Genomic DNA, 22,778 nt, shown 5'->3' with positions numbered 1-22,778 from the left:
TCTGTGTGTACGGCTTGTACGGACGAAGGCGGTTCAGCCGATGAACGACATGTCAGACCGCGAGGAACGACCCGAACGCCCCGTCGAGGCGGACGGCACGGCCCACCTCTTCCGGGCGCTGGGCAAACAGATCAAGGCGCTGCGGGAGGCGGCCGGCTTCCACCAGAAGGACCTGGCCGCGCGGCTGCACGTGAGCGAGGACCTGATCGGCGCGATCGAGCGCGGAGTCCGCACCCCGCAGCCGGACCTGCTGGAACGGGCGGACGAGGTGCTGGGGGCCCGGGGCGTCCTGCGGGTGGCGATCCCGGACGTGAAGGACGCGCTGAAGCGGGCGCGGACGCGGCATCCTGACTGGTTCCGGAGTTACGCGGAGGCCGAGGCGGCTGCCCAGGCGGTGCACGAGTACGGATTCCAGGCTGTACCGGGCCTCTTGCAGACTGAGCGCCACGCGCGGGAGATCTTCACGCAACGCCGCCCACTGCTTGACGAGGCGACGATCGAGAAGCGAGTGCAGGATCGCCTGTCTCGCCAGCAGATCTTCGAACGCTGGCCGTCCCCTACGTTCAGCTTCATCCTCGACCAGAACCTGTTGGAGCGGCAGGTGGGCGGACCGGAGGTCCATCGCGAACAGCTCCAACGCATTCTGCACGTCGGCCGGTTGCGCACCGTGGAGCTACAAGTGGTGCCGTATGGACAGGGCGCGCATGCCGCCATGGACGGCGCATTCACCCTGCTCCACCCCAAGGGCCGCCAACAGATTGCGTACTACGAGATGTACGGGCGCCCCCATCTGATCACTGACCCCGATCAGGTACGCATCATGGCCGAGCGCTGTGGGATCATCCGGGCACAGGCGCTCGCGCCCCACGAGTCCCTCGCCTTGATCGAGAAAACGCTGGGAGAAGTCAGATGAAGACCACCGACCTGGCCTGGTTCAAGAGCAGCTACAGCGACGGCGAGGGCGGCGACTGCGTCGAGGTGGCGCTCGCCTGGCAGAAGTCCAGCTACAGCACGGGCGAAGGCGGCAACTGCGTGGAGGTCGCCGCCTGCCCCGCCGCCGTCCACGTCCGGGACTCCAAGGTGACCGCCGGTCCCGAGCTGGCCGTGGCTCCTGCCACCTGGAGCGCGTTCCTGGGCGGGATCACCGCCGCCCCGTGATGCCGCCCGCCGCGCGCGGGGCCTCGTACCCGGCCATCATGGTGGGGTGAGGCGTACGCGTACGGTGCTGCTCTGCATCGCCGGGCTGGTGGCGGCCACGCTCCCCGCAGGGGCAGCGGCGGCCGCCGCGCCGGGAGGCTGCGTGCGCACCCCCGGGCCCGCTCGGGGCCAGGCCGCCGACGTGCTCGAGCTCGCCGAGCAGGCCAAGCGGGAGCTCGGGCTGAACAGCTTGATCCTCCGGGTCTCCAAGGACGGCAAGGAGCTCGTCACGACCGCGCTCGGCGAGTCCGTGACGGGCGTCCCGGCCGATCCGGCGATGCACTTCCGCTCGGGATCGGTGGCGATCGCGTACATGGCCACCGTGCTGCTCCAGCTGGTCGAGGAGGGCAGGGCGGGTCTGGACGACACCATCGACCGATGGCTGCCGGACGCTCCGCACGCCAAGGAGATCACCCTGCGCCAGCTCGGCAACTCCACCTCGGGCCTGCACGACTACGTGACGGACCCCAAGTTCCTCGCCGAGCTGGAGGCGGCGCCGTTCCGGCACTGGACCTCCGCGGAGGTCATCGGCATCGCCGCCGCCCATCCGCTCTGGTACCCGCCGGGCACCAACTTCAGCTATTCGCACGCCAACTTCCAGCTGCTCGGCGCCGCGCTGGAGAAGATCAGCGGCGTGTCCCTGGAGCGGCTGCTCCAGGAACGCGTGATGCGGCCGCTCGGGCTGGGCGAGACCGCCAACGGCGCCACCCCCGAGATCCCGGTGCCCGCGCTGCACTCCTTCACCTCGGACCGCGGGATCTACGAGGAGTCCAGCTACTGGAATCCGTCGTGGACCACCGCTCCGGGCGCTGTCCTCACCACCGACATCTGCGATCTGGAGCGGTCCGCGCGCGCCATCGGAACCGGCGAGCTGCTGTCCCCGGAGTCGTTCCGGACCCAGCTGGACCCGGGCACGGTGGGGCTCGGCAGCACGACGGACGGGTGCCCGGCCACCGTGTGCCTGAAGAACACGCGCGAGGCGCACTTCGGCTTCGGGGTCCTCGTCGACAACGGCTGGATCGAGCAGAACCCCTCGTTCTCCGGCTACGCGGCCATCCAGGCCTACCTCCCGGCCGAGAAACTGGCCATCGCCGTCAGCGCGACCAAGGGCCCGAAGACCCCGGAGGGCAACCAGGCCCAGACCGTGGCCGAGCGGATCTCCGCCCTGCTGGCCCCGGACCGGCCCCTGAAGTCGAAGCACCCGCACTCCTAGGGACGGCTCAGGCCCCCGGTCCCGCCCACAGGCCGTCCTCGGTCAGCCCCAGCAGGCCGATGGCGTTGCCGCGCACGATGCGGTCGACCACGTCGGGTGCCAGGTGTCCCATCTGCGCCTCGCCGACCTCGCGGGACTTGGGCCAGGTGGAGTCCGAGTGGGGGTAGTCCGTCTCGTAGAGGACGTTTCCGGCGCCGATCGAGTCCAGGTTCCTCAGGCCGAAGGCGTCGTCGAAGAAACAGCCGAAGACGTGCTCGGCGAAGAGCTCGGACGGCGGGCGGTGGACCTTGTCGGCGACTCCGCCCCAGCCGCGGTTCTCCTCCCAGACCACGTTGGCGCGCTCCAGGATGTAGGGGATCCAGCCGATCTGGCCCTCCGCGTACATGATCCGCAGGTTGGGGAAGCGCTCGAACTTGCCGCTCATCAGCCAGTCGACCATCGAGAAGCAGCAGTTGGCGAAGGTGATGGTGGAGCCGACGGCCGGCGGGGCGTCCGCCGAGGTGGACGGCATCCGGCTCGACGAGCCGATGTGCATGGCGATGACCGTGCCGGTCTCGTCGCAGGCCCGGAGGAAGGGGTCCCAGTAGTCCGTGTGGACGGAGGGGAGGCCCAGGTGCGGGGGTATCTCCGAGAAGGCGACCGCGCGGACGCCGCGGGCGGCGTTGCGGCGGACCTCGGCGGCCGCGAGCTCGGCGTCCCACAGCGGGATGAGGGTCAGCGGGATGAGCCGGCCGCGGGCCTGGGGGCCGCACCACTCCTCCACCATCCAGTCGTTGTACGCCCGCACGCCGAGCAGCCCCAGCTCGCGGTCGGAGGCCTCGGTGAAGGTCTGGCCGCAGAAGCGGGGGAAGGTGGGGAAGCAGAGGGCCGACTGGACGTGGTTGACGTCCATGTCCGCGAGGCGTTCGGGAACCGAGAAGGACCCCGGGCGCATCTGCTCGTAGGTGATGACTTCCAGTTTGATCTCGTCGCGGTCGTACCCGACGGCGGTGTCGAGTCGGGTGAGCGGCCGGTGCAGGTCCTCGTACACCCACCAGTCGCCGATCGGGCCGTCGTCGCCCCTGGCCCCCATCACGGGGGCGAACTTGCCGCCGAGGAAGGTCATTTCCTTCAAGGGGGCGCGGACGACGCGGGGGCCGGTGTCCTTGTACTTGGACGGGAGGCGGTCCCGCCAGACATGGGGGGGCTCCACCGTGTGGTCGTCCACCGAGATGATCTTCGGGAAGGTCTCCATACCCGATACGGTAGCGCCGATCTGACGAACCGTCAGCTAGTTGGGCGCCGATCCGGCCCGGATCGGGACCGGATCAGGAACGACTCGGTCCGGGACGGGCTGACGTGTACGCGCAAGACAGGGCAGACTGACCCTTACACCGACGGAAGGCAGGGGGACGACAGATGGACGGCGTACCGGCCATCCCGCAGCCGCGGAAACACCCCGAGTCCCTTGCGGCCACCACCGCACGCACCACCACCGCCGCGGGCACCACGGTGGCCGGAGCCCCCGCACCCGATCCCGCCGAACGCGCCGCGGGCGACTCGCGGTTCGCCGTGCTCGGCCCCATCCGCGCCTGGCGCGGGGGCGACGCGCTGCCCTCCGGGACGCCCCAGCAGCGGGCCCTGCTCGCCACGCTGCTGCTGCGCGACGGGCGCACCGCCACCGCGCCCGAGCTGATCGACGCCATCTGGGGCGAGGACCCGCCGCAGCAGGCCCTCGCCACCATCCGGACCTACGCCTCCCGCCTGCGCAAGGTCCTCGACCCCGGGCTGCTCGTCTCCGACGCCGGCGGCTACGCCATCCGGCTGCGCTCCGCCGCCACCCTCGACCTGGGCGTCGCCCGCAGCCTGGCCGCCGACGCCGATTCCGCCCGCGGGGCCGGTGACCGGACCCTCGCCCGTACGCTGCTGGCCCGCGCCCTCGACCTGTGGGACGGCGAGCCCCTCGCCGGAGTCCCCGGCCCCGCCGCGGAGACCGAGCGCACCCGGCTCGCCGAATGGCGCCTCCAGCTGGTGGAGACCCGCCTGGACCTGGACCTGGAGGTCGGCCACCACGCCGAGGCCGTCTCCGAGCTGACCGCCCTCACCGCCGCCCACCCGCTGCGCGAACGCCTGCGCGAGCTGCTGATGCTCGCCCTCTACCGCAGCGGCCGGCAGGCCGAGGCCCTCGCCGTCTACGCCGACACCCGCCGGCTCCTCGCCGACGAGCTCGGGGTCGACCCGCGCCCCGAACTCTCCGCCCTCCAGCAGCGCATCCTGAACGCCGACGCCGACCTCGCCCGCGCCGAGGACCCGGCGCCGGCCGCCGCGACCGTGCACGTGAGGCCCGCCCAGTTGCCCGCGACCGTCCCCGACTTCACCGGCCGCACCAGCTTCGTCGACGAGCTCGGCACCATCCTCTCCGGCGGCACCGAGGGCCAGGTGATGGCCGTGTCCGCGCTCGCCGGGATCGGCGGCGTCGGCAAGACCACCCTCGCCGTGCACGTCGCGCACGCCGCCCGCCGGCACTTCCCGGACGGCCAGCTCTACGTCGACCTCCAGGGCACCGAGCCCCGCCCGGCCGAACCCGAGGCCGTCCTCGGCTCCTTCCTGCGGGCCCTGGGCACCCCCGACACCCTCATCCCCGACTCCCCCGCCGACCGGGCCGCGCTCTACCGCTCCACCCTCGACGGCCGCCGCGTCCTGGTCCTGCTCGACAACGCCCGCGACGCCGCCCAGGTCCGCCCGCTGCTGCCGGGCACCGCCGGCTGCGCCGCCCTGGTCACCAGCCGGGTCCGCATGGCGGGCCTCGCCGGGGCCCATCTCGTCGACCTCGACGTGATGAGCCCCGATGAGGCCCTCCAGCTCTTCACCCGGATCGTCGGCGAGGAGCGCGTGCGCGCCGAACGCCAGGCCGCCCTCGACGTGGTCGGCGCCTGCGGCTTCCTGCCGCTGGCCATCCGGATCGCCGCCTCCCGGCTCGCCGCCCGCCGCACGTGGACCGTCTCCGTCCTCGCCGCCAAGCTGGCCGACGAGCGCCGCCGCCTCGACGAGCTGCAGACCGGCGACCTCGCCGTCAAAGCCACCTTCGAACTGGGCTACGGCCAGCTGGAGCCGGCCCAGCAGCGCGCGTTCCGCCTCCTCGGCCTCGCCGACGGCCCCGACATCTCCCTGTCGGCGGCGGCCGCCGTACTGGACCTGCCCGAGCACGACACCGAGGACCTCCTCGAGGCCTTAGTGGACTGCTCGCTCCTCGAATCCGCCGCCCCCGGCCGCTACCGCTTCCACGACCTCGTACGCCTCTACGCGCGCGCCTGCGCCGAGCGCGACGAGCAGCCGCCGAGCGGGCGCGAGGCCGCCCTGGACCGGCTCCTGGACTTCTACCTGGCCACCGCCTCCGGGGTCTACGCCCTGGAGCGCCCCGGCGACCGGCTCCCGGCCCACCTGTCCGACACCCACTACCCCGGGCTCGTCTTCGGCGAGCCGCGCGCCGCCCTGGACTGGCTCTACGCCGAGGCCGACCCGCTGCTGGCGTGCGTACGGCAGGCCTCCGTACGCGGCGGCGAGACGCTCGTCCTGCGGCGGGCCGTGGACCTGCTGTGGGCGGCGAAGGACCTGGCCGAGTCGGGGGCCAACTCCAAGCAGTACGAGTCGGCCGCCGTCGCGCTGCGCGACGCCGCCCAGGCCGCCAAGGACCCCTACGCCGAGGGCCGGGCGCGCACCACGCTCACCAACGTGCACCTGGTCGCGGGCCGGTTCGCCGAGGCCGACGACGAGGCCCGCCAGGCCACGGCGCTGGCCCGGGAGGCCGGCGACCCGCTGCCCAGCTGCTGGGCGCCCAACGACCGCGGGATCATCGCGCTCTACCAGGGCCGGCACGCGGACGGCGAGCGCTACCTGCTGGAGGCCATCGAGGGCTTCCGGGCCGACGCGAACAACGTGGGCGAGGCGAGCGCGCTGTGCAACCTCTCCCGCATCCACGTGGAGCTGGGCCGCCTCTCCAGCGCCATAGACCTCGCCCAGCAGGGCATCGCCATCTACGACCGGATGGGCCTGACCCTGCGCCTGGCCAACGGCCGCTACGCGCTGGGCATCGCCCTCACCCAGGCGGGCCGGCTCGGCGAGGCCCTGACGCAGCTGACCGAGGCGCTGTCGCTGTTCCACGACAACCGCCAGCCCCTGTGGGAGGGCGTGACCCACTTCCGGCTCGCCGAGACCCATCTGGCGGCGCGCAGGCCGACGTTGGCCGCCTCGCACGCCGAGCAGGCCATCGCGCTGCGCGGGATCGGCGGGGAGTGGCGGCGGGCCACCGTGCTGACGGTGCTGGGCAAGGCGCTGCGGCGGCTGGGGCAGACGGACCGGGCGCGGGCGTGCTGGCGGGACGCGGAGGCCGTCTTCGCACAGCTGGGTTCGGCCGAACTGGCGGAGGTGCGGGCGCTGCTGGCGTCCGAGATCGCGGCCTGACGGCGGTGACCTGCAGTGACGTCCGATGAACGAGGCGTTCATCGTTCGTTTATCGCCCGGCGCCACTATTAGTGCATCGACCCGGCGCGTCGGGGGGCAACCGGGTCGGTTGGAGGACCACCCGTTCGGCGGTCCGCGGGGGAATCGCCGAGCGGGCCCTACCCATCCATCAGGAGATTCGATGACGACGAACGAGAACATCCTGCCGAACGACGGCGACATCAAGCCGCTCGACAACCACGCCTCGGGCGTCGAAATCGAGACTCTCGACAACCACGCGTCGGGGATCGAGATCAAGCCCCTCGACAACCACGCGTCGGGCGAGGAGATCCAGACGCTGGACAACCACGCGTCCGGTCCGCGCCCGTAGCAGGCACGACCGCACCAAGCACCACGAACGTACGGGGGAAACGTACGGGGGACGTACGGGGGACGTACGGGGGAGCACGGGGGGACGGCGGTCGCGGTGGCCCGGAGGGGGAGCCACCGCGACCGCCGTCGCATGCCCGCGTACGGATGCGGACGCCCGCGCCTACGCTGGGGGTGTGTTCACCAGCCACGGGCCGAGCGTCCGCGAACTCGCCGTGCAGGCCCTCTCCTCGGTCGAGCGCGGCTACGACCTGCTCGCCCCGAAGTTCGACCACACGCCCTTCCGCACCCCGGACCGGATGCTCGACGCCGTCGAGGAGACCCTGGCCGAGCGGGAGGGCTCCTTCGGTTCCGGGCTGGACGTCTGCTGCGGCACGGGGGCCGGGACCGGCATGCTGCGGCGGCTGTGCCGGGACCGCGTGACGGGGGTGGACCTGAGCGCGGGCATGCTGGCCGAGGCCCGGCGGGCGCATCCGGACCCGCGCGTGGACTTCGTACGGGCCGACGCGCGTGCCCTGCCGCCCGCGCTCGCGGACTCCTACGACCTGGCCGTCAGCTTCGGTGCCTTCGGCCACTTCCTGCCCTCGGAACGCCCCGCCCTTTTCGCCGGGGTCCACGCGGCGCTGCGCGAGGGAGGGCTCTTCGCCTTCCCGATCGGCGCGCCGATCCCGCCGGCCCACCCGCTGTGGTGGGCGGTCGCGGGCTTCGACGCTGCGATGCGGGTGCGCAACGCGGTGTGGCGCCCGCCCTTCGTCATGTACTACCGGACCTTCCCGCTGGGCCCGGTCCGCACCGACCTCCGCACGGCCGGCTTCACGGTGGAGACGGTCCCCCTGGCCCACTTCGGCCACCGGCCCTCAGGCGCCCCGAACTGGCGCCTGGTCCTGGCCCGCAAGACGGGACCGACTCGCCAAGGGCCCGTGCGGAAGGGCTCAGCCGAGTAGGCTGGCTCGGGACCCCTGGAGGAAAACCATGGCAGCCGAGCTCCCGGAGTGGATGCTCCCGCCCCGCCCGAGCGGCTGGGAGGCGGACGACCTCGATCACTGGCCCCAGGCTCCCCGGCACACCGAGCTCATCGACGGAGCGCTGATCTTCATGTTGTCCCCGCAGCGGTCCTGGCACGCCCGGCTCGTGGAGAACCTGACCTTCAGCCTGCGGCAGGCCGCGCCTGCCGGCATCGAGGTCGAACGGGAGATGACCGTCCGTCTCGACAAGAGGAGCCGCCCCGAACCGGACATCCTGGCTGCGACGGTCGCCTACGACCCCGACCGCACCCGTTACCTCCCCGACGAGGTCGCCCTAGTGATCGAAGTGGTGTCCGAGGAGTCGGCGGACCGGGACCGGTCCATGAAGCCGTTCAAGTACGCCCAGGCCGGCATCCCCCACTTCTGGCGAGTCGAGGACGAGCCGGCCGGGCCCGCCGTGCACGTCTACGAACTGGACACGGTCACCCGGTCGTACGTGGCGACCGGGATCCACCGCGAGTGGCTGAAGGTGTCGGTGCCGTTCCCCGCGGCCATCGACCTGGGCAGGCTCGTCCCCTGATGCGGCCCCGACTCAGCGGGCCCGCAGTTCGCGTTTGAGGATCTTGCCGCTCGCGTTGCGCGGGAGCTCGGCGACGAACTCCACCGCGCGCGGGACCTTGTAGTTGGCCATCTCCCTCCGCGACCAGGCGATCAGGTCGTCGGCGGTGAGGGTGGAGCCGGGGCGGCGGACGGCGTAGGCCTTGCCGACCTCGCCGAGCCGCGGGTCCGGGACGCCGACCACCGCGACGTCGGCGATGTCCGGGTGGAGGCCCAGGAGCTGCTCGATCTCGGCGGGGTAGGCGTTGAAGCCGCCGACGATGAACATGTCCTTGATCCGGTCGGTGATGCGCAGGTTGCCGTCCTCGTCCGTGAACCCCACGTCGCCGGTGAGCAGCCAGCCCTCCGGGGTGATGGCCTTCGCCGTCTCGTGGGGGTCCTCGAAGTACCCCCGCATGACGTGGTGGCCGCGGACCGCGATCTCGCCCACCCGGCCGGCGGGCAGCGCCCGTCCCTCCGCGTCCCTGATCATCACCTCGGTGTCCGGGATGGCCCGCCCCGAGGTCTCGGCGATGGTCCGGGCCGGGTCGCCGCGGCGGCACATGGTGACGATGCCGCTGGCCTCGGAGAGTCCGTAGGCGGTGAGGACGGTGGCGATGCGCAGTTCGCCGCGCAGCCGCTCGACCAGCTGGAGCGGGACGACGGCCGCGCCGGTGACGACCAGGCGCAGGGCGGAGAGGTCGTGGTGGGCGCGCTGGGGGTGGTCGAGCAGGGACTGGTGGAGCGTGGGCGGCCCGGGGAGCACGGAGATCCGCTCGGCGGCGATGTTGGCGAGGACGGTGTCCACGTTGAAGACGGGCTGCGGGATCATCGTGGCCCCGCGCATCAGGCAGGCGATGATCCCGGCCTTGTAGCCGAAGGTGTGGAAGAAGGGGTTCACGATCAGGTAGCGGTCGCCCTCGCGCAGTCCGGCGAGCTCGCTCCACACGTCGTAGCAGCGCAGGGACTGGGCGTGGGTGATGACGGCGCCCTTGGGGCTGCCGGTGGTGCCGGAGGTGTAGATGATGTCGGAGGGGGCGTCGCCGGGGATGGCCTCGGCGCGCTCGCGGACGGCGCCGGCCGCCACGGAGTCCCCGCCCGCCAGGAAGTCCTTCCAGGTGCGGAAGGAATCGGGGGCGTCCTCGGCGAGGACGACGACCTGCTCCAGGTGCGGCAGCCCGGGCAGCGGGCCCTCGCCGGTGCCCTCGGCCGTGGCGCGGCGCAGGGAGGCGACGTAGGAGGTGCCGAGGAAGGTGCCGGTGACGAAGAGCAGCCGGGCCCGGCTGCGCCGCAGGACGTACGCGGCCTCGGTGCCCTTGAAGCGGGTGTTGAGGGGGACGAGCACCGCGCCCGCGGAGACGGCGCCGAGGGCGGAGACGATCCACTCCAGGGTGTTGGGGGCCCAGACGGCGACCCGGTCGCCCGGTTCGACCCCGGCGGCGATACAGGCGGCCGCGGCGCGCTCGACGCGCTCACCGAGCTGGGCGTAGTCGAGGCGGACCCGGCCGTCCACGACGGCCTCGCGGTCGGCGTAGCGCGCCGCGGCGTCGCGCACGAGGCCGGCGATGCTGCCCCACCTCAGGTCCCCGCGCGGGTCGGTGCCCTCCTCCCGCGCCGCGCCCCCGCGACTGTTCACCGATCCGCCCGCACCCGCACCCTCGTCCACGCCCTCGTACATCGCACGCCCCTCCCTGCGATCCCAGTAGCTGACTATCCGTCAGATTAGCTGTAGCCTTCGCGGCTGTCAGTACTGATACACCTCCGGAGGTGGCGATGGCGGCAACGCTCAAGGACGCGACAGCGATAGTCGGCATCGGCCAGACCGCCTTTGCCAGACAACTGCCGCAGACTGAGAAGGAATTGGCATGCCGGGCCATTCTGGCAGCCCTCGCCGACGCGGGGATAGAACCCGCCGAGGTCGACGCCTTCGCCTCCTACACCATGGAGGAGACCGACGAGGTCGAGGTCGCCAAGGCCATCGGCGCCGGTGACGTCACCTTCTTCTCCAAGATCGGCTACGGCGGCGGCGGATCCTGCGCCACCGTCGGGCACCTGGCCTCCGCCGTGGCCACCGGCCAGGCCACCGTCGGCGTCGCCTGGCGCTCGCGCAAGCGCGGCTCCGGCCCCCGCCCCTGGAAGAACACCGCCGTCCAGCTGCCCACCCCCGGCCAGTGGACCCGCCCCTTCGGGCTGCTGCGCCCGGCCGACGAGATCGGCATGCTGGCCCGCCGGTACATGCACGAGTACGGCGCCACCCGCGACCACCTCTTCAACGTGGCGATGGCCTGCCGCAACCGGGCCAACGAGAACCCGGCCGCGATGATGTACGAACGCCCGCTGACCCGCGAGATGTACATGACCTCCCGCATGATCAGCGACCCGCTCTGCCTCTTCGACAACTGCCTGGAGACGGACGGGGCGCTGGCCTGCGTGATCGTCTCCGCCGAGCGGGCCCGGGACTGTCGACAGAAGCCCGTCTACGTGCACTCCGTGGCCCAGGGCCTGCCCGCCCAGCACCACGGCATGGTCAACTACTGGAACGACGACCCCCTGTCCGGGCCCGCTTGGACGGCCGCCCGCCACCTGTGGAAGCAGGCCGACTTCGGCCCCCAGGACGTGGACGTCGCCCAGATCTACGACGCCTTCACCCCGCTGATCCCGCTCTCGCTGGAGGGCTACGGCTTCTGCGGGCGCGGCGAGGGGGCCGCCTTCACCGAGGGCGGAGCCCTGGAGATGGGCGGCCGGCTCCCGATCAACACCGGGGGCGGCGGCCTGTCGGAGGCCTACGTGCACGGCTTCAACCTGATCAACGAGGGCGTCAAGCAGCTGCGCGGCGTCTCCACCGCCCAGGTGCCAAACGCCGCGACCTGCCTGGTGACGGCGGGCGAGGGCGTCCCGACGTCCGCGATCCTGCTGCGCGCCTGAGCGGCGCGACCGAGGCCGAGCCGCCGAGCCCCGAGCCCCGAGCCCCGAGGAGGGCCACGCCATGACCACCACCGAGGAATCGCTTCTGCTCCCCGTCCCCGACGAGGACGGCGCCCCCTTCTGGGAGTACGCCGCCCGGGGCGAACTGCGGGTCCAGGCCTGCACGGCCTGCGGCAGACTCCGCTTCCCGCCGCGCCCCTGCTGCCCGCACTGCCAGTCCTTCGACTCCGAGTGGCGCCTGACCAGCGGCCGGGGCCGCATCTGGTCCTACGTCCAGCCGCATCCGCCGCTGCTGCCCGCCTACGCCGCACAGGCCCCGTACAACGTGATCCTCGTGGAACTCGCCGACGCCCCGCACATCCGGCTGGCCGGGAACCTGGTGGCCTCGGCCGACGCCCCGCTGAACTCCGTGGACCCGGCCCGGCTGCGCATCGGGGCACGGGTGCAGGCGGTGTTCACCGAGACGGGCGGGGTCGCGGTGCCGCGCTGGATCCTGGAGAAGCCGTGACCCTGCGGGTGGAGCGGGACAAGGCGGCCGGGGTCGCGGTCGTCACCCTGGACCGGGAGCGCAGGCACAACGCCATCGACCTGGAGACGGCCGCCGAACTGGCTGCGGTGTGGCGGCAGTTCCGGTTCGAGGACGAGGTGCGGGCGGTCGTGCTGACCGGCGCCGGGACGGCCGCCTTCTGCACGGGAATCGACCGGGGGGCGCAGGTGCCGCAGCCGGGGTCCCCGTACTCGGTCGACGACCCGCTGGTCTCCATCGGCCCGAAGGCCAACGACCTGTGGAAGCCGGTGGTCGCCGCGGTCAACGGCATGGCCTGCGGCGGGGCGTTCTACCTGCTGGGCGAGGCGGAGTTCATCGTCTCCTCCTCATCGGCCACCTACTTCGACCCGCACACCGCCTACGGCATGGTCAGCGCCTACGAGGCCATGTACATGGCGCAGCGGATGCCCTTCGGGGAAGCCGCCCGGATGTCCCTGATGGGCACGGCGGAACGGCTCTCCGCGCGGCGGGCCTACGAGATCGGCCTGGTCTCCGAGCTCGCCGAGCCCGGGGAGCTGCTCGCGGCGGCCCTGCGCGCGGCCGGGACCCTGGCCGGCTTCCCGACGGAGGCCGTGCAGGGCACCGTACGGGCCCTGTGGTCGGCGAAGCAGGCGGCGCTCCAGCAGGCCCTGGCGCAGGCCCCGGCGCTGATCGCACTGGGCAACCTGCCCCCGGACCGGCAGGCGGACCTGTTCGCGGCCCGGCCGCCGGGCAGGGAGTTCCGGCTGCGCTGACCGGCCCGTCAGCGCGGCTTGCGGGACTTGCTCGCCTTGGGCGCGGGCGTGCCCTTGGACCCGTCGGAGGTCGGCCCGGAGCTGGCCCCCGGCGTCGCGCTCGCGGAGGAACCGCTGGTAGTGGGCTTGCCGAGGCGGCAGTTCCTGACCTGCGCGGCGCGCGAGGGGTCGTCGAGGGCGACGTCGACCGTGCGGGTCTCGCGCGCCCCCAGGTCCACCCGGACGACCGTGGACTCGACGGCGGCTCCGCCGGCGCCCTCCCGGTGGAGGTCGACCTCGAAGGCCGCCCTGCGGTCGAGCTTCGAGGTGAACCGGAGCGTGGTGGCGGGCGTCGCGGAACCCGTGCAGGTGACCACCACGACGGTGGCCGGGTCGCCGGTCGGGCTCGCGGAGGCCGTGGCCGAGGCGGACGCCGTACTGCCGCTGCCGCTGTGGCTCTTCTTCTTGCTCTTGGAGCTGGAGCATCCGCCGCCGCTGCTGCTGCTCTTGCTCTTGCCCGAGCTCTTCCCGCCGCTGCTGCCACCGCTCGACGAGAAGCCCGTCAGCGCGAACACCACGGCCACCAGGACCGCGGTCAATCTGATGTGACGTCCAGCCGCCATGGCCCGCACCCTCCCGTTGGACAGACGGCCGGTCACGCTACCAGGCGGCCCGCAAACGCCGGCGGCCCCGGTCCCCTGGAGGGGGCGGGGCCGACCGGCCGTACGGGCGGGGTGGAATCAGGCGGCGGAGACGACGCCGGAGGCCGCGATCTCGACCTTGCCCTTGGGGGCGCCGGACTGCGAGCCCAGGGCCTCGATCTGGTCGACGAGCTCCTGGCCCGAGACGACCTCGCCGAAGACGACGTGCTTGCCGTCGAGCCACGGGGTCAGGACCGTGGTGATGAAGAACTGCGAGCCGTTGGTGTTGCGGCCGGCGTTCGCCATCGACAGCAGGTACTTGCGGTCGTGCTTCAGCTGGAAGTTCTCGTCCGCGAACTTCTCGCCGTAGATGCTCTTGCCGCCGGTGCCGTTGTGGTTGGTGAAGTCACCGCCCTGCAGCATGAACTGCGGGATGACGCGGTGGAAGCCCGAGCCCGCGTAGCCGAAGCCGTTCTGGCCCGTGCACAGCTCGCGGAAGTTGCGCGCGGTCTGCGGGACGACGTCGTCGAAGAGGTTGAAGACGATGCGGCCCTTGGGCTCGCCGTTGATGGTGATGTCGAAGTACACGTTGTCGCTCATGGGGTCCATCCTGTCACTCCCGGTGCGTTCCGCTACCGGGAGGGGGGCCGAGTCGCCTCAGCCGCTCGTACGGGTGCCGGTGCCCTTCGCCGCGTCCAGGGCGTACACGCAGCGGTCCTTGCTGCACGCGTAGACCACGCCCGCCTCCGCCACCGGGGCGCCCGTGATCTCGCCGCCCGTCGCCAGCTTCCAGCGCAGCTGGCCGCCCGCCGCGTCCAGCGTGTACAGGCAGTGGTCGGCCGAACCGAAGTGCACCCGGCCGTCCGCGACGGCCGGCAGGCCGGTGATCTCGCCGCCCGCCGCGAACCGCCACTTCGGGGTGCCGGTGACCGCGTCGAGCGTGTACAGGGCGCTGCCCGCGCCCAGGTGGACGTTGCCGTGCGCGACGAGCACCGGGTCCGGGGAGGTGCGCGCCTCGGTCGCGATGCGCCAGCGGTCCTGGCCGGTGGCCGCGTCCAGGGCGTAGACGGTGCCCAGGTAGTCGGCGAGGTAGACCCCGCCGCCGGTGACCGCGGCGCCCGGCGCGAAGGCCGGGGGCGCCAGGAAGACCGCGGGGGCCTCGAAGTGCCAGCGGACCCGGCCCGAGGCCCGGTCCACCGACAGCACGCGGGTGCCGGCGGCGACGTAGACGTTGCCGTCCGGGGCCGGGGTGACCCGTACGGGGACGTTCCCGCAGGAGCCCGCGTCACCGACCGGGTAGGACCAGGACTCGCGGCCGCTGCGGGCGTCGAGGGCGCGCAGCCGGGCGTCCTGCCACACGTACACCGTGCCGTCGTGGAGGACGGGGGCCGCCTCCGGGGTCTCGAAGTCGGTCTGCGCGCCGGTCAGCTCCCACAGCTTCTGGCCGCTGGACGCCTCCCAGCCCTGAACGCCGCCGCCACGGGTGGCGGTGACGACCGTGCCGCGCTCCGCGCGCAGGGCGTACACCCAGGCGTCGGCGGACACCCGCCACCGCTCGGAGCCGTCGGAGGCGTCGAGCGCGAAGAGGGAAGGGCCGTCGGAGGCGTGGATGCGTCCGTCGGCCACGGCCATGGACCAGGCGACGTCGCGGGTCTTGAACTGGCGGCGGCCGCTGGCCACGTCCAGGGCGTGCACCTCGAAGGAGGTCACGTAGAGCAGGTCGCCGGCGACGGTGGGGGTGCCCCAGACGTCGTTGGACATGCGGAAGCGCCACGGGCGCCAGCGGCCGCTGTCCGGGGCGGGGCCGGGAGCCGGTACGGAGGCCACCGCGGGGGCGGCCACCGAGCCGCCGGGCGGCCGGATCCAGCCGGTCGCCGAATCGGCGGCGGCGTGCGCCGCGGGCGCCGAGGCCGTCGCCCGCGGTCCGGGCCCGATCGGCACCGGGGACCCGGCCAGCAGGACGGGCTCGCCCGAGGGGGCCGGGGACATCGGCGGGTGGTGCGGGCGCTGCGGAACGGCATGTCCGGTGCGCGGGTCCACCCAGGCCTCGGCGCCGCGCGGGCGCCGGTGCGTGGCGGGGCCCGAGATCGGCCCCCTGGGCCCCGCCGCGCCGCCCGGGCCGTGGCCGGGGGCGGGCACGGCGGCGGCGGGCGTGCGGTTGCCCGCCCGGCGGGCCTCGATCATGGCGACGGCCCGCCCGGGCAGCCAGGCCGAGGCCGTCCCGCTGTCGTCGCCGCCGTCGAAGAGGTGCGGGGCGAGCTGGGCCTGCAGGTCGGCCGGAGTGGGCCGCAGGGCGGCGTCCATCTGCATGCAGGACTCGATGAGCGGCCGCAGCTCGGCGGGCAGGCCCTCCAGGTTGGGGCCCTCGCGCAGCAGCATGAAGACGGTCTCCACCGGGTTGGCCCCGTGGTACGGCGGATGCCCGGTCGCGGCGAAGACGAGGGTGGAGCCGAGCGAGAAGACGTCGCTGGCGCCCTTGACGCTGCGCGAGTCCTTCGCCTGCTCGGGCGACATGTAGGCGGGGGTGCCGACGGCGACGTTCGTCATGGTCAGGCGGGTGTTGGAGACCCCGCTCGCGATGCCGAAGTCGATCACCCGCGGGCCGTCCTCGACCACGAGGACGTTGGACGGCTTCAGGTCGCGGTGGACCAGGCCCGCGCCGTGGATGGACTGCAGCGCCTCGGCGATGCCGGCCGCGAGCCACCGTACGGCCTGGGCGGGCATGGGCCCGCACTCGTTGACGATCTCCTCGAGGGAGGGCGCCGGCACGTAGGCGGTGGCCAGCCACGGCACGGCGGCGCGCGGGTCGGCGTCGACCACGGCCGCGGTGTAGAAGCCGGACACGGCGCGGGCCGCCTCCACCTCGCGGGTGAAACGGACCCGGAAGAGCTGGTCCTCGGCGAGCTCCGTGCGCACCGTCTTGATCGCGACCCGCCGTCCGGACGCGGACCGCGCGAGATAGACCAGCCCCATGCCGCCGGCGCCGAGCCGTCCCAGCACCTCGAAGGGGCCGATCCGTCTCGGGTCGTGCTGCGTCAGCTGCTCCACCACTCGCCTCCACACCTCCCCGTACGGGCCCTCGCCGGGCCCGCTTCCACCAGCACGCGCCGCCGGTGCGGGGCCCCTGCCCCGTGCAGCGTCTCACCCCGGGCGCGGCCCGGGTCGTGCAACCCCGATTCTGTCAGGCCCGCGCCCGGTCCGGCCCCGGCACGGCGGAGGGCCGCCGCGGGTCTTGGATCGTGGAACGCCGGGCCGCCGGGCCCGGGCCCCCGGGCCTCAGGCCTCCGGCTTGGTCCGGGGTTCCGACAGCAGCCCGAAGACCGCCCCCTGATTGTCGGCGACGACCGCGATCCTGCCGTACGGGGTGTCGAAGGGGTCGGCGGTGACCCGGCCGCCGAGCCGCTGCACCACGGCCACGGACTGGTCGCAGTCGGGTACGGCGAAGTAGGCGAGGAAGTGCGCCGGCATGATCTCCGGGAAGGCGTCGGTGATCAGGCTGCGGCCCATGACGGCGGTGCCCGTGCCGGGCGCGGCGCCGGGCGGGGACCACACGCGGTACTCGACGCCCGCGTCGTCCTGGTCCTGCGGGACGTAGCCGAAGACCTTGGCGTAGAAGGCGTCCACGGCGTCGCGGGCCCGTGTGTACACCTCGGTCCAGCAGTATGTGTAGGGCTCCTGCTGCGCGTCGAAGCCGTGGTGGGTGCCGGGCTGCCAGAGGCCGAAGACGGCCCCGCCGGGGTCGGCGGCCATCGCGGCGGTCCCGTACGGGCCGACCGGCATCGGGTCCATCACCATCTGGCCGCCGGCGGCGCGGATGCGCTGGGCGCAGGCGTAGGCGTCGGTGGTGTAGAGGTAGATCCCCCAGACGGTGGGCATCCGGCCGTCCGGCTTGGGGGCGAGGGCGGCGACGTTGCGGCCGCGGCTGTAGGCCTGGGTGTAGTGGCCGTACTCGGCGCCCGCGCTGTCCCCGAAGGTCCACCCGAAGAGCTCACCGTAGAAGCGCTTGCCCGCCTCGACGTCCGGCAGTGAGGCGTCCACCCAGCAGGGTGCGCCTTCCGCGAATGCGGCCATGAGCCCGGTTCCTTCCGTTGTGCGGGGATGTGTACCGTCCCACCTCTCCCACGCGTCCCACCTCTCCCAGCCATGGTCCGCCCGAAAACTTGTCCACAGCCTGTTGATAAGACTATTCGGGGGAAACGCCGAGAAAGCGGGCGCCCCGCCCGGAAGGGGGGCACCGGGGCCGCAATCCACCGCGGACGGGCCCCGCACCGGCGTCGCCGCGCGTCCGCCGCCGCAGCGGATCGGCCCCGCACCCGCGTCCGCCGCCCGTCCGCCGCCCGTCCGCCCCGCGTCCGCCCGGGCGGTGGCGGACCTCCGGCCGGATTCCGCTGCCGCGGCCGCGCGGGACCGGCTTCCGACCAGGCCAGGCGCCCCGTAACCCCATTTGCAGGCGGCCGAATAGCGCGCCGATCACCCCTCGGTAAGCTGACGGCATGACAGGACAAGTACGCACCGTCGACGGGCGTGTCGCCGGCCGGCGCGGCCAGGCGACGCGGCAGAAGCTGCTCGACTGCCTCAGCGAGATGCTCAGCTCCTCGCCGTACCGCGACGTCAAGGTGATCGACGTCGCGCGCAAGGCCGGTACCTCCCCCGCGACCTTCTACCAGTACTTCCCGGACGTCGAGGGCGCCGTCCTGGAGATCGCCGAGGAAATGGCCACCGAGGGCGCGCAGTTGACGCAGCTCGTCGAGGGCCGCACCTGGGTCGGCAAGTCCGGATGGGCCGCCGCCGAGGAACTCGTCGAGGGCTTCCTGGACTTCTGGCGGCGCAACGACGCGATCCTGCGGGTCGTCGACCTCGGCGCGGCCGAGGGGGACAAGCGGTTCTACAAGATCCGCATGAAGATCCTGAACTCCGTCACCAACTCCCTGACGGAGTCGATGAAGGAGCTCCAGGCCAAGGGCAAGGTCGACAAGGACGTCAGCCCCGCGGCGATGGCCGGCTCGCTGGTCGCGATGCTGGCCGCGGTCGCCTCGCACCAGAAGGGGTTCCAGACCTGGGGCGTCAAGCAGGCCGAGCTGAAGCCGAACCTGGCGCTGCTCGTCCACCTCGGCATCACGGGCAAGAAGCCGACCAAGTGACGGCGGGCCCTGGAGAGGGTCCGCCGCCCCGGCACCGGCCGCGCGTCCGTGCGGCTGCGGCCCGTACGCCTGCGATCCGTACGCCTGTGATCCGTACGCCTGCGATCCGTACGCCTGTGATCAGCGACGCTCCAGGCGGAACAGCCGGATCTCGCGCTCGATGCGCGCCTGGTACGTCGCGTACGGCGGCCAGAACCGCAGCGCCGCCCCCCACGCCGCCGCACGCTCCTCCCCCGCCAGCAGCCTGGCCCGCACCGCGATGTCCCGGCCCTTCCAACTCACGGACGCCTCGGGGTGCTTGAGCAGGTTCCCGGTCCATGCCGGGTGCCCGGGGCGGCCGAAGTTCGAGCCGATCAGCAGCCAGCTCACCCCGTCCTCCTCCGGCATGCAGGCGAGCGGGGTGGTGCGCGGCTCTCCGGTCTTGGCGCCCTTGGCGGTGAGGATCACCCCCGGCAGCATCTGGGCGCTGAGGATGACCCTGCCGCGGGTGAGCTTGTGGACCGCCTTGTCCATGGCGGGGATGAAGTGCGGTGCGATCTTGGCGAACAGCATGGTCGAGGAGACCTTCTGCATCAGCTTGACGCCGGGTGCCACGCGAGCCATCAGACGGCCACCTTCTCTGGTGTGGCGGACGGGGTGGTGAACAGGCCCGCGCGGTCGGCGGCGTACGCCCGCAGCCGGTGGACCGGGCCGAACAGCAGCTCGTCGGCCGCCGCCCGCTTGAAGTAGAGGTGCGCGTCGTGCTCCCAGGTGAAGCCGATGCCGCCGTGCAGCTGGATCGCCTCGCCCGCGGTCATCCGCAGGGCCTCCAGGGCCTGGGCGAGGGCGAGGGCGCCCTGCCGCGGGTCCCAGGCGGCGTAGTAGGCCGCCGAGCGAGCCGCCTCCACCTGCACGTACAGGTCGGCGAGGCGGTGTTTGACCGCCTGGAAGGAGCCGATCGCCCGGCCGAACTGCTCGCGCTGGCGCACGTACTCCACGGTGCGGGCGAGGGCCTGGCCGGCCGCGCCGACCGCCTCGGCGGCGAGGACGCAGGCCGCGGTGCGGCCGGTGGCGGCCAGGGCCCCGAGGACGTCGGCGTCCTCCTCGCCCAGCAACTCAGCCGGCACGTCCCGCAGTTGGACCCGGGCCTGGGGGCGGGTCTCGTCCAGGGTGGTCTGCCGCGACCGGACGAGGCCGGGCGCGTCCTGCCGTACGAGGAACAGGAGCGTGCGGCTGCGGGCGAAGCCGCCGGTGTGCGCGGCGACCAGCAGCAGCGGGGCGCTGTGCCCGTCGAGCACCTGGGCGGCCTCTCCGTACAGCCGCCAGCCGCCCTCCGCCTCGGCGGCGCGGGCCTGCACCCCGCCCGCGCGGCCGCCGCCGGACCACGGGCCGGCGGTGTTGTCGCCGGTCAGCGCGAGGGCGGTGGCCAGGGCCGGGCCGGGAACGGCGAGGGCGGCGGTCAGCCCGCCGGCGGCCAGCGGCGGGAGCAGCTCGGAGCGCTGGGCGTCGGTGCCGAGGGCGGTGATCAGCGGCACGCAGAGCGCGGCCGTGGCGAGCAGCGGCGAGGGCAGGAGCGCCCGCCCGGTCTCCTCGCAGGCCAGCGCCAGGTCGGCGGGGGCGCAGCCGACGCCCCCGTACTCCTCGGCGACGGCGAGGCCGGGCAGCCCCAGCCGCTCGGCGAGCTGCTGCCACAGCTCGCGGTCGTGTCCGGCGGTGGTGCGGACGGCGGCCTTGACCTCGTCGGGGCCGCAGCGTTTGCCCAGGATCTCGCGCAGGGTACGGCGTATCTCTTCCTGCTCCGCGGTGAAGGCGGCATCCATCGTCGGGCTCCTCCTGGGGGCGCCTCCCAGCGGTAGCTGGGGGAGTATCTGACGGGGCGTCATGTTAGGCCGGGCGGACGCAGATGCCCAGGGGGCGGGCGCACGGGGGCTAGAAACTGACACACCGTCAGTTGTACCGTCCTCCCATGCCTGGACTCACACCCGGACCCGTCCCCGCACGCCCCCGCCGGAGGGTCGCGGCGGTCGGCGTCGCGCTCTCCGACTGCGGCCGGGTCGACGGCCCCACCCCGTACGCACTGCACGCGCAGGCCGCCCGGCGGGCGCTGGCCGACTCCGGCCTCGACCGGTCCGTCATCGACGGCTTCGCCTCGGCCGGCCTCGGCACCCTCGCGCCGGTCGAGGTGGCCGAGTACCTGGGGTTGCGCCCCACCTGGGTCGACTCCACCTCGGTGGGCGGCTCGACCTGGGAGGTCATGGCGGCCCACGCGGCGGACGCGATCGCGGCCGGGCACGCCAACGCCGTCCTGCTGGTCTACGGCTCCACGGCCCGCGCCGACATCAAGGCCCGGCGGCGCACCTCGAACCTCTCCTTCGGGGCGCGGGGGCCGCTGCAGTTCGAGGTCCCCTACGGCCACACGCTGATCTCCAAGTACGCGATGGCCGCCCGCCGCCACATGCACGAGTACGGGACGACGCTGGAGCAGCTCGCCTCGGTGGCCGTGCAGGCGCGGGCGAACGCGGCGACGAACCCGGACGCGATGTTCCGCGACCCGATCACGGTGGACGACGTCCTGTCGGGCGAGATGATCGCGGACCCCTTCACGAAGCTGCACTGCTGCATCCGCTCGGACGGCGGCTGCGCGGTGCTGCTCGCCGCGGAGGACTACGTACCGGACACGGCCAAGGCCCCGGTGTGGATCCTGGGCTCCGGCACGTCCGTCTCCCACACCACGATGTCCGAGTGGGAGGACTTCACGGTCTCCCCGGCGGCGGCCTCGGGCCGCATCGCGTTCGCGCGGGCGGGCCTGACCCCGGCGGACGTGGACCTGGCCGAGATCTACGACGCCTTCACCTACATGACCCTGGTGACCCTGGAGGACCTCGGCTTCTGCGCGAAGGGCGAGGGCGGCGCGTTCGTCGAGAAGGGCCGGCTGCTGCGCGACGGCGAACTCCCGGTCAACACGGACGGCGGCGGCCTGTCGGCCTGCCACCCGGGGATGCGCGGCCTGTTCCTCCTGGTCGAGGCGGTCCGCCAGCTGCGCGGCGAGTGCGGCCCGGGCCAGGTCGCCAAGGCGGGCGGCCGCCTGCCCCAGGTGGCCCTGGCCTCGGGCACGGGCGGCTGGTTCTGCTCGTCGGGGACGGTGATCCTGGGCCGGGACTGATCCCCCGCCGGCCGGGCGCCCGCGCGGGCCCGTGGTGTTCCATGGGCGCCATGAGCCGTGACATCAGCAGTGACGAGTTCCGCGAGGCCCTGCACTCCCTGCGCGTGTGGGACGTCCCGCTCCCCGGCTTCGAGGCCGGGGAGGCGCCGGACGAGCCGGTGGGGCTGTTCCGGGAGTGGTTCGTGCAGGCCGTGGGGGCGGGGCAGCCGGAGCCGCACACCATGAGCCTGGCGACCGTGGACGCCGAGGGGCGGCCCGACGTGCGGACGCTGATGCTGCACGACGCCGACGAGCGCGGCTGGCACTTCGCCTCGCACGCCACCAGCACCAAGGGGGTGCAGCTGGCCGGGCAGCCGGCGGCCGCGCTCGGGTTCTACTGGCCCTCCGTGGGGCGCCAGGTGCGCGTGCGGGGCCGGGTCGGCGCCTGTGGGCCGCGGGAGAGCCGGGCGGACCTGGCGGTCCGCTCGCGCGGGGCGCTCGCCGCCGCGCTGACGGGCCGCCAGAGTGAGGTGCTCGGCTCGCGCGAGGAGCTCGTACGGGCGTCCGCGGCGGCCTGGGAGCGGGCCGGGGCCGAGCCGGACGCCCCGGCGCCGACCTGGACGCGGTACGTGCTGGCCGCGGACGAGGTCGAGTTCTTCCAGGGCGACGCCGCGCGCAGGCACGTACGGCTGCGCTACCGGCGCGACCCGGCCGGCGGATGGACCCGCGAGCTCCTCTGGCCCTGAGGCGACCGGGCGCCGCGGCGGGCCGGGCCGCTGCGGCAGACCGGACGCCGCGGCAGACCGGGCGCCGCGGCAGGCCGGGCCGCTGCGGCAGACCCGGCGCTGCGGCAGGCCGGGCCGCGGCGGCGGGCCGCAGGCTGCGGCAGGCCGGGCGCTGCGGCAGACC

Annotated in this window: 21 protein-coding genes; 13 read left to right on the top strand and 8 right to left on the bottom strand. The window is 73.5% G+C overall.

Annotated elements, in window-relative coordinates:
* Positions 1-49: 49 nt before the first annotated feature.
* From AB0D66_RS17435 to AB0D66_RS17425, 3 genes are read left to right on the top strand one after another with little or no spacing between them, the layout of a single operon-like run.
* Positions 50-913, top strand: coding sequence for a helix-turn-helix transcriptional regulator (locus AB0D66_RS17435; protein ID WP_362303564.1), 864 nt, complete (start codon positions 50-52; stop codon positions 911-913).
* Positions 910-1,158 carry a DUF397 domain-containing protein gene (locus tag AB0D66_RS17430; RefSeq protein WP_362303464.1) on the top strand — a complete coding sequence of 83 codons (249 nt, stop codon included), beginning with the start codon at positions 910-912 and terminating at the stop codon, positions 1,156-1,158. Before AB0D66_RS17435 ends, AB0D66_RS17430 begins: the two co-directional genes overlap by 4 nt.
* 46 nt (positions 1,159-1,204) lie before the next feature.
* Positions 1,205-2,410, top strand: a complete 1,206-nt coding sequence (locus AB0D66_RS17425; protein ID WP_362303461.1) for a serine hydrolase domain-containing protein — start codon at positions 1,205-1,207, stop codon at positions 2,408-2,410.
* Positions 2,411-2,417: 7 nt separating this feature from the next.
* Here the strand turns inward: AB0D66_RS17425 and AB0D66_RS17420 are convergent, their stop codons facing one another.
* Positions 2,418-3,644, bottom strand: coding sequence for an amidohydrolase family protein (locus AB0D66_RS17420; protein WP_362303459.1), 1,227 nt, complete (start codon positions 3,642-3,644; stop codon positions 2,418-2,420).
* Between the two features lie 164 nt (positions 3,645-3,808).
* Between AB0D66_RS17420 and AB0D66_RS17415 the strand changes: the two genes are divergently transcribed.
* The 4 genes from AB0D66_RS17415 to AB0D66_RS17400 all read left to right on the top strand — a co-directional run bounded on the left by AB0D66_RS17415 (position 3,809) and on the right by AB0D66_RS17400 (position 8,764).
* Positions 3,809-6,850: a BTAD domain-containing putative transcriptional regulator gene (locus AB0D66_RS17415; protein ID WP_362303456.1), complete on the top strand. Its 3,042-nt coding sequence runs from the start codon at positions 3,809-3,811 to the stop codon at positions 6,848-6,850.
* A gap of 181 nt (positions 6,851-7,031) precedes the next feature.
* Positions 7,032-7,220: a hypothetical protein gene (locus AB0D66_RS17410; RefSeq protein ID WP_215143141.1), complete on the top strand. Its 189-nt coding sequence runs from the start codon at positions 7,032-7,034 to the stop codon at positions 7,218-7,220.
* Positions 7,221-7,395: 175 nt separating this feature from the next.
* The gene (locus AB0D66_RS17405) at positions 7,396-8,163 is read left to right on the top strand and encodes a class I SAM-dependent methyltransferase (RefSeq protein ID WP_362303453.1); all 768 of its coding nucleotides are present in this window, start codon (positions 7,396-7,398) and stop codon (positions 8,161-8,163) included.
* Between the two features lie 28 nt (positions 8,164-8,191).
* On the top strand, positions 8,192-8,764 hold the full coding sequence (locus tag AB0D66_RS17400) for a Uma2 family endonuclease (RefSeq protein ID WP_362303450.1): 573 nt from the start codon (positions 8,192-8,194) through the stop codon (positions 8,762-8,764).
* A 12-nt stretch (positions 8,765-8,776) separates the two neighbouring features.
* Here the strand turns inward: AB0D66_RS17400 and AB0D66_RS17395 are convergent, their stop codons facing one another.
* Positions 8,777-10,459: a FadD3 family acyl-CoA ligase gene (locus AB0D66_RS17395; protein ID WP_362303447.1), complete on the bottom strand. Its 1,683-nt coding sequence runs from the start codon at positions 10,457-10,459 to the stop codon at positions 8,777-8,779.
* 95 nt (positions 10,460-10,554) lie between these two features.
* Here AB0D66_RS17395 and AB0D66_RS17390 point away from each other — a divergent pair, with 95 nt between their 5' ends.
* The 3 genes from AB0D66_RS17390 (at position 10,555) to AB0D66_RS17380 (ending at position 12,987) form a co-directional block, all read left to right on the top strand.
* A complete protein-coding gene (locus AB0D66_RS17390; RefSeq protein WP_362303444.1) occupies positions 10,555-11,706 on the top strand; it encodes a lipid-transfer protein in 1,152 nt (383 codons plus the stop codon).
* A 61-nt stretch (positions 11,707-11,767) separates the two neighbouring features.
* Positions 11,768-12,214: an OB-fold domain-containing protein gene (locus tag AB0D66_RS17385; protein WP_362303441.1), complete on the top strand. Its 447-nt coding sequence runs from the start codon at positions 11,768-11,770 to the stop codon at positions 12,212-12,214.
* Positions 12,211-12,987 (top strand): enoyl-CoA hydratase/isomerase family protein, encoded by a 777-nt coding sequence (locus AB0D66_RS17380; protein WP_362303439.1) that lies wholly within the window; start codon positions 12,211-12,213, stop codon positions 12,985-12,987. The genes AB0D66_RS17385 and AB0D66_RS17380 overlap by 4 nt, the downstream gene beginning before the upstream one ends.
* Positions 12,988-12,995: 8 nt before the next feature.
* Here AB0D66_RS17380 and AB0D66_RS17375 read toward each other — a convergent pair whose 3' ends face one another.
* From AB0D66_RS17375 to AB0D66_RS17360, 4 genes are all read right to left on the bottom strand, one after another.
* Positions 12,996-13,589, bottom strand: a complete 594-nt coding sequence (locus AB0D66_RS17375; protein WP_362303437.1) for a hypothetical protein — start codon at positions 13,587-13,589, stop codon at positions 12,996-12,998.
* A 117-nt stretch (positions 13,590-13,706) separates the two neighbouring features.
* Positions 13,707-14,207, bottom strand: coding sequence for a peptidylprolyl isomerase (locus AB0D66_RS17370; protein ID WP_362303434.1), 501 nt, complete (start codon positions 14,205-14,207; stop codon positions 13,707-13,709).
* Between the two features lie 57 nt (positions 14,208-14,264).
* Complete coding sequence (locus AB0D66_RS17365; RefSeq protein ID WP_362303432.1) at positions 14,265-16,655, bottom strand: PQQ-binding-like beta-propeller repeat protein; 2,391 nt, start codon at positions 16,653-16,655, stop codon at positions 14,265-14,267.
* Between the two features lie 228 nt (positions 16,656-16,883).
* A complete protein-coding gene (locus AB0D66_RS17360; RefSeq protein WP_362303430.1) occupies positions 16,884-17,678 on the bottom strand; it encodes a VOC family protein in 795 nt (264 codons plus the stop codon).
* A 422-nt stretch (positions 17,679-18,100) separates the two neighbouring features.
* Here AB0D66_RS17360 and AB0D66_RS17355 point away from each other — a divergent pair, with 422 nt between their 5' ends.
* Positions 18,101-18,748: a TetR family transcriptional regulator gene (locus tag AB0D66_RS17355; RefSeq protein WP_362303427.1), complete on the top strand. Its 648-nt coding sequence runs from the start codon at positions 18,101-18,103 to the stop codon at positions 18,746-18,748.
* 120 nt (positions 18,749-18,868) lie between these two features.
* Here AB0D66_RS17355 and AB0D66_RS17350 read toward each other — a convergent pair whose 3' ends face one another.
* Positions 18,869-19,351, bottom strand: coding sequence for a nitroreductase family deazaflavin-dependent oxidoreductase (locus AB0D66_RS17350; RefSeq protein ID WP_362303424.1), 483 nt, complete (start codon positions 19,349-19,351; stop codon positions 18,869-18,871).
* A complete protein-coding gene (locus AB0D66_RS17345; protein WP_362303421.1) occupies positions 19,351-20,547 on the bottom strand; it encodes an acyl-CoA dehydrogenase family protein in 1,197 nt (398 codons plus the stop codon). The genes AB0D66_RS17350 and AB0D66_RS17345 overlap by 1 nt, the downstream gene beginning before the upstream one ends.
* A gap of 146 nt (positions 20,548-20,693) precedes the next feature.
* Here AB0D66_RS17345 and AB0D66_RS17340 point away from each other — a divergent pair, with 146 nt between their 5' ends.
* Both AB0D66_RS17340 and AB0D66_RS17335 read left to right on the top strand, forming a co-directional pair.
* A complete protein-coding gene (locus tag AB0D66_RS17340) occupies positions 20,694-21,890 on the top strand; it encodes an acetyl-CoA acetyltransferase (RefSeq protein WP_362303418.1) in 1,197 nt (398 codons plus the stop codon).
* A gap of 50 nt (positions 21,891-21,940) precedes the next feature.
* On the top strand, positions 21,941-22,615 hold the full coding sequence (locus AB0D66_RS17335) for a pyridoxal 5'-phosphate synthase (RefSeq protein ID WP_362303415.1): 675 nt from the start codon (positions 21,941-21,943) through the stop codon (positions 22,613-22,615).
* The last annotated feature ends 163 nt before the right edge of the window (positions 22,616-22,778 follow it).

The organism is Streptomyces sp. NPDC048270, from assembly GCF_040652335.1.
GTDB lineage: Bacteria > Actinomycetota > Actinomycetes > Streptomycetales > Streptomycetaceae > Streptomyces.
Note: the sequence above shows the minus strand (reverse complement) of the source record. Positions and strands in the feature narration are given on the sequence as shown.

What these genes read in the sequence shown, in the direction of transcription:
- AB0D66_RS17370 (WP_362303434.1), bottom strand. Translation starts at nt 14,207, where the DNA reads ATGAGCGACAACGTGTACTTCGACATCACCATCAACGGCGAGCCCAAG.
- AB0D66_RS17390 (WP_362303444.1), top strand. Translation starts at nt 10,555, where the DNA reads ATGGCGGCAACGCTCAAGGACGCGACAGCGATAGTCGGCATCGGCCAG.
- AB0D66_RS17400 (WP_362303450.1), top strand. Translation starts at nt 8,192, where the DNA reads ATGGCAGCCGAGCTCCCGGAGTGGATGCTCCCGCCCCGCCCGAGCGGC.
- AB0D66_RS17360 (WP_362303430.1), bottom strand. Translation starts at nt 17,678, where the DNA reads ATGGCCGCATTCGCGGAAGGCGCACCCTGCTGGGTGGACGCCTCACTG.
- AB0D66_RS17415 (WP_362303456.1), top strand. Translation starts at nt 3,809, where the DNA reads ATGGACGGCGTACCGGCCATCCCGCAGCCGCGGAAACACCCCGAGTCC.
- AB0D66_RS17375 (WP_362303437.1), bottom strand. Translation starts at nt 13,589, where the DNA reads ATGGCGGCTGGACGTCACATCAGATTGACCGCGGTCCTGGTGGCCGTG.
- AB0D66_RS17385 (WP_362303441.1), top strand. Translation starts at nt 11,768, where the DNA reads ATGACCACCACCGAGGAATCGCTTCTGCTCCCCGTCCCCGACGAGGAC.
- AB0D66_RS17335 (WP_362303415.1), top strand. Translation starts at nt 21,941, where the DNA reads ATGAGCCGTGACATCAGCAGTGACGAGTTCCGCGAGGCCCTGCACTCC.
- AB0D66_RS17410 (WP_215143141.1), top strand. Translation starts at nt 7,032, where the DNA reads ATGACGACGAACGAGAACATCCTGCCGAACGACGGCGACATCAAGCCG.
- AB0D66_RS17340 (WP_362303418.1), top strand. Translation starts at nt 20,694, where the DNA reads ATGCCTGGACTCACACCCGGACCCGTCCCCGCACGCCCCCGCCGGAGG.
- AB0D66_RS17345 (WP_362303421.1), bottom strand. Translation starts at nt 20,547, where the DNA reads ATGGATGCCGCCTTCACCGCGGAGCAGGAAGAGATACGCCGTACCCTG.
- AB0D66_RS17355 (WP_362303427.1), top strand. Translation starts at nt 18,101, where the DNA reads ATGACAGGACAAGTACGCACCGTCGACGGGCGTGTCGCCGGCCGGCGC.
- AB0D66_RS17420 (WP_362303459.1), bottom strand. Translation starts at nt 3,644, where the DNA reads ATGGAGACCTTCCCGAAGATCATCTCGGTGGACGACCACACGGTGGAG.
- AB0D66_RS17435 (WP_362303564.1), top strand. Translation starts at nt 50, where the DNA reads ATGTCAGACCGCGAGGAACGACCCGAACGCCCCGTCGAGGCGGACGGC.
- AB0D66_RS17430 (WP_362303464.1), top strand. Translation starts at nt 910, where the DNA reads ATGAAGACCACCGACCTGGCCTGGTTCAAGAGCAGCTACAGCGACGGC.
- AB0D66_RS17350 (WP_362303424.1), bottom strand. Translation starts at nt 19,351, where the DNA reads ATGGCTCGCGTGGCACCCGGCGTCAAGCTGATGCAGAAGGTCTCCTCG.
- AB0D66_RS17395 (WP_362303447.1), bottom strand. Translation starts at nt 10,459, where the DNA reads ATGTACGAGGGCGTGGACGAGGGTGCGGGTGCGGGCGGATCGGTGAAC.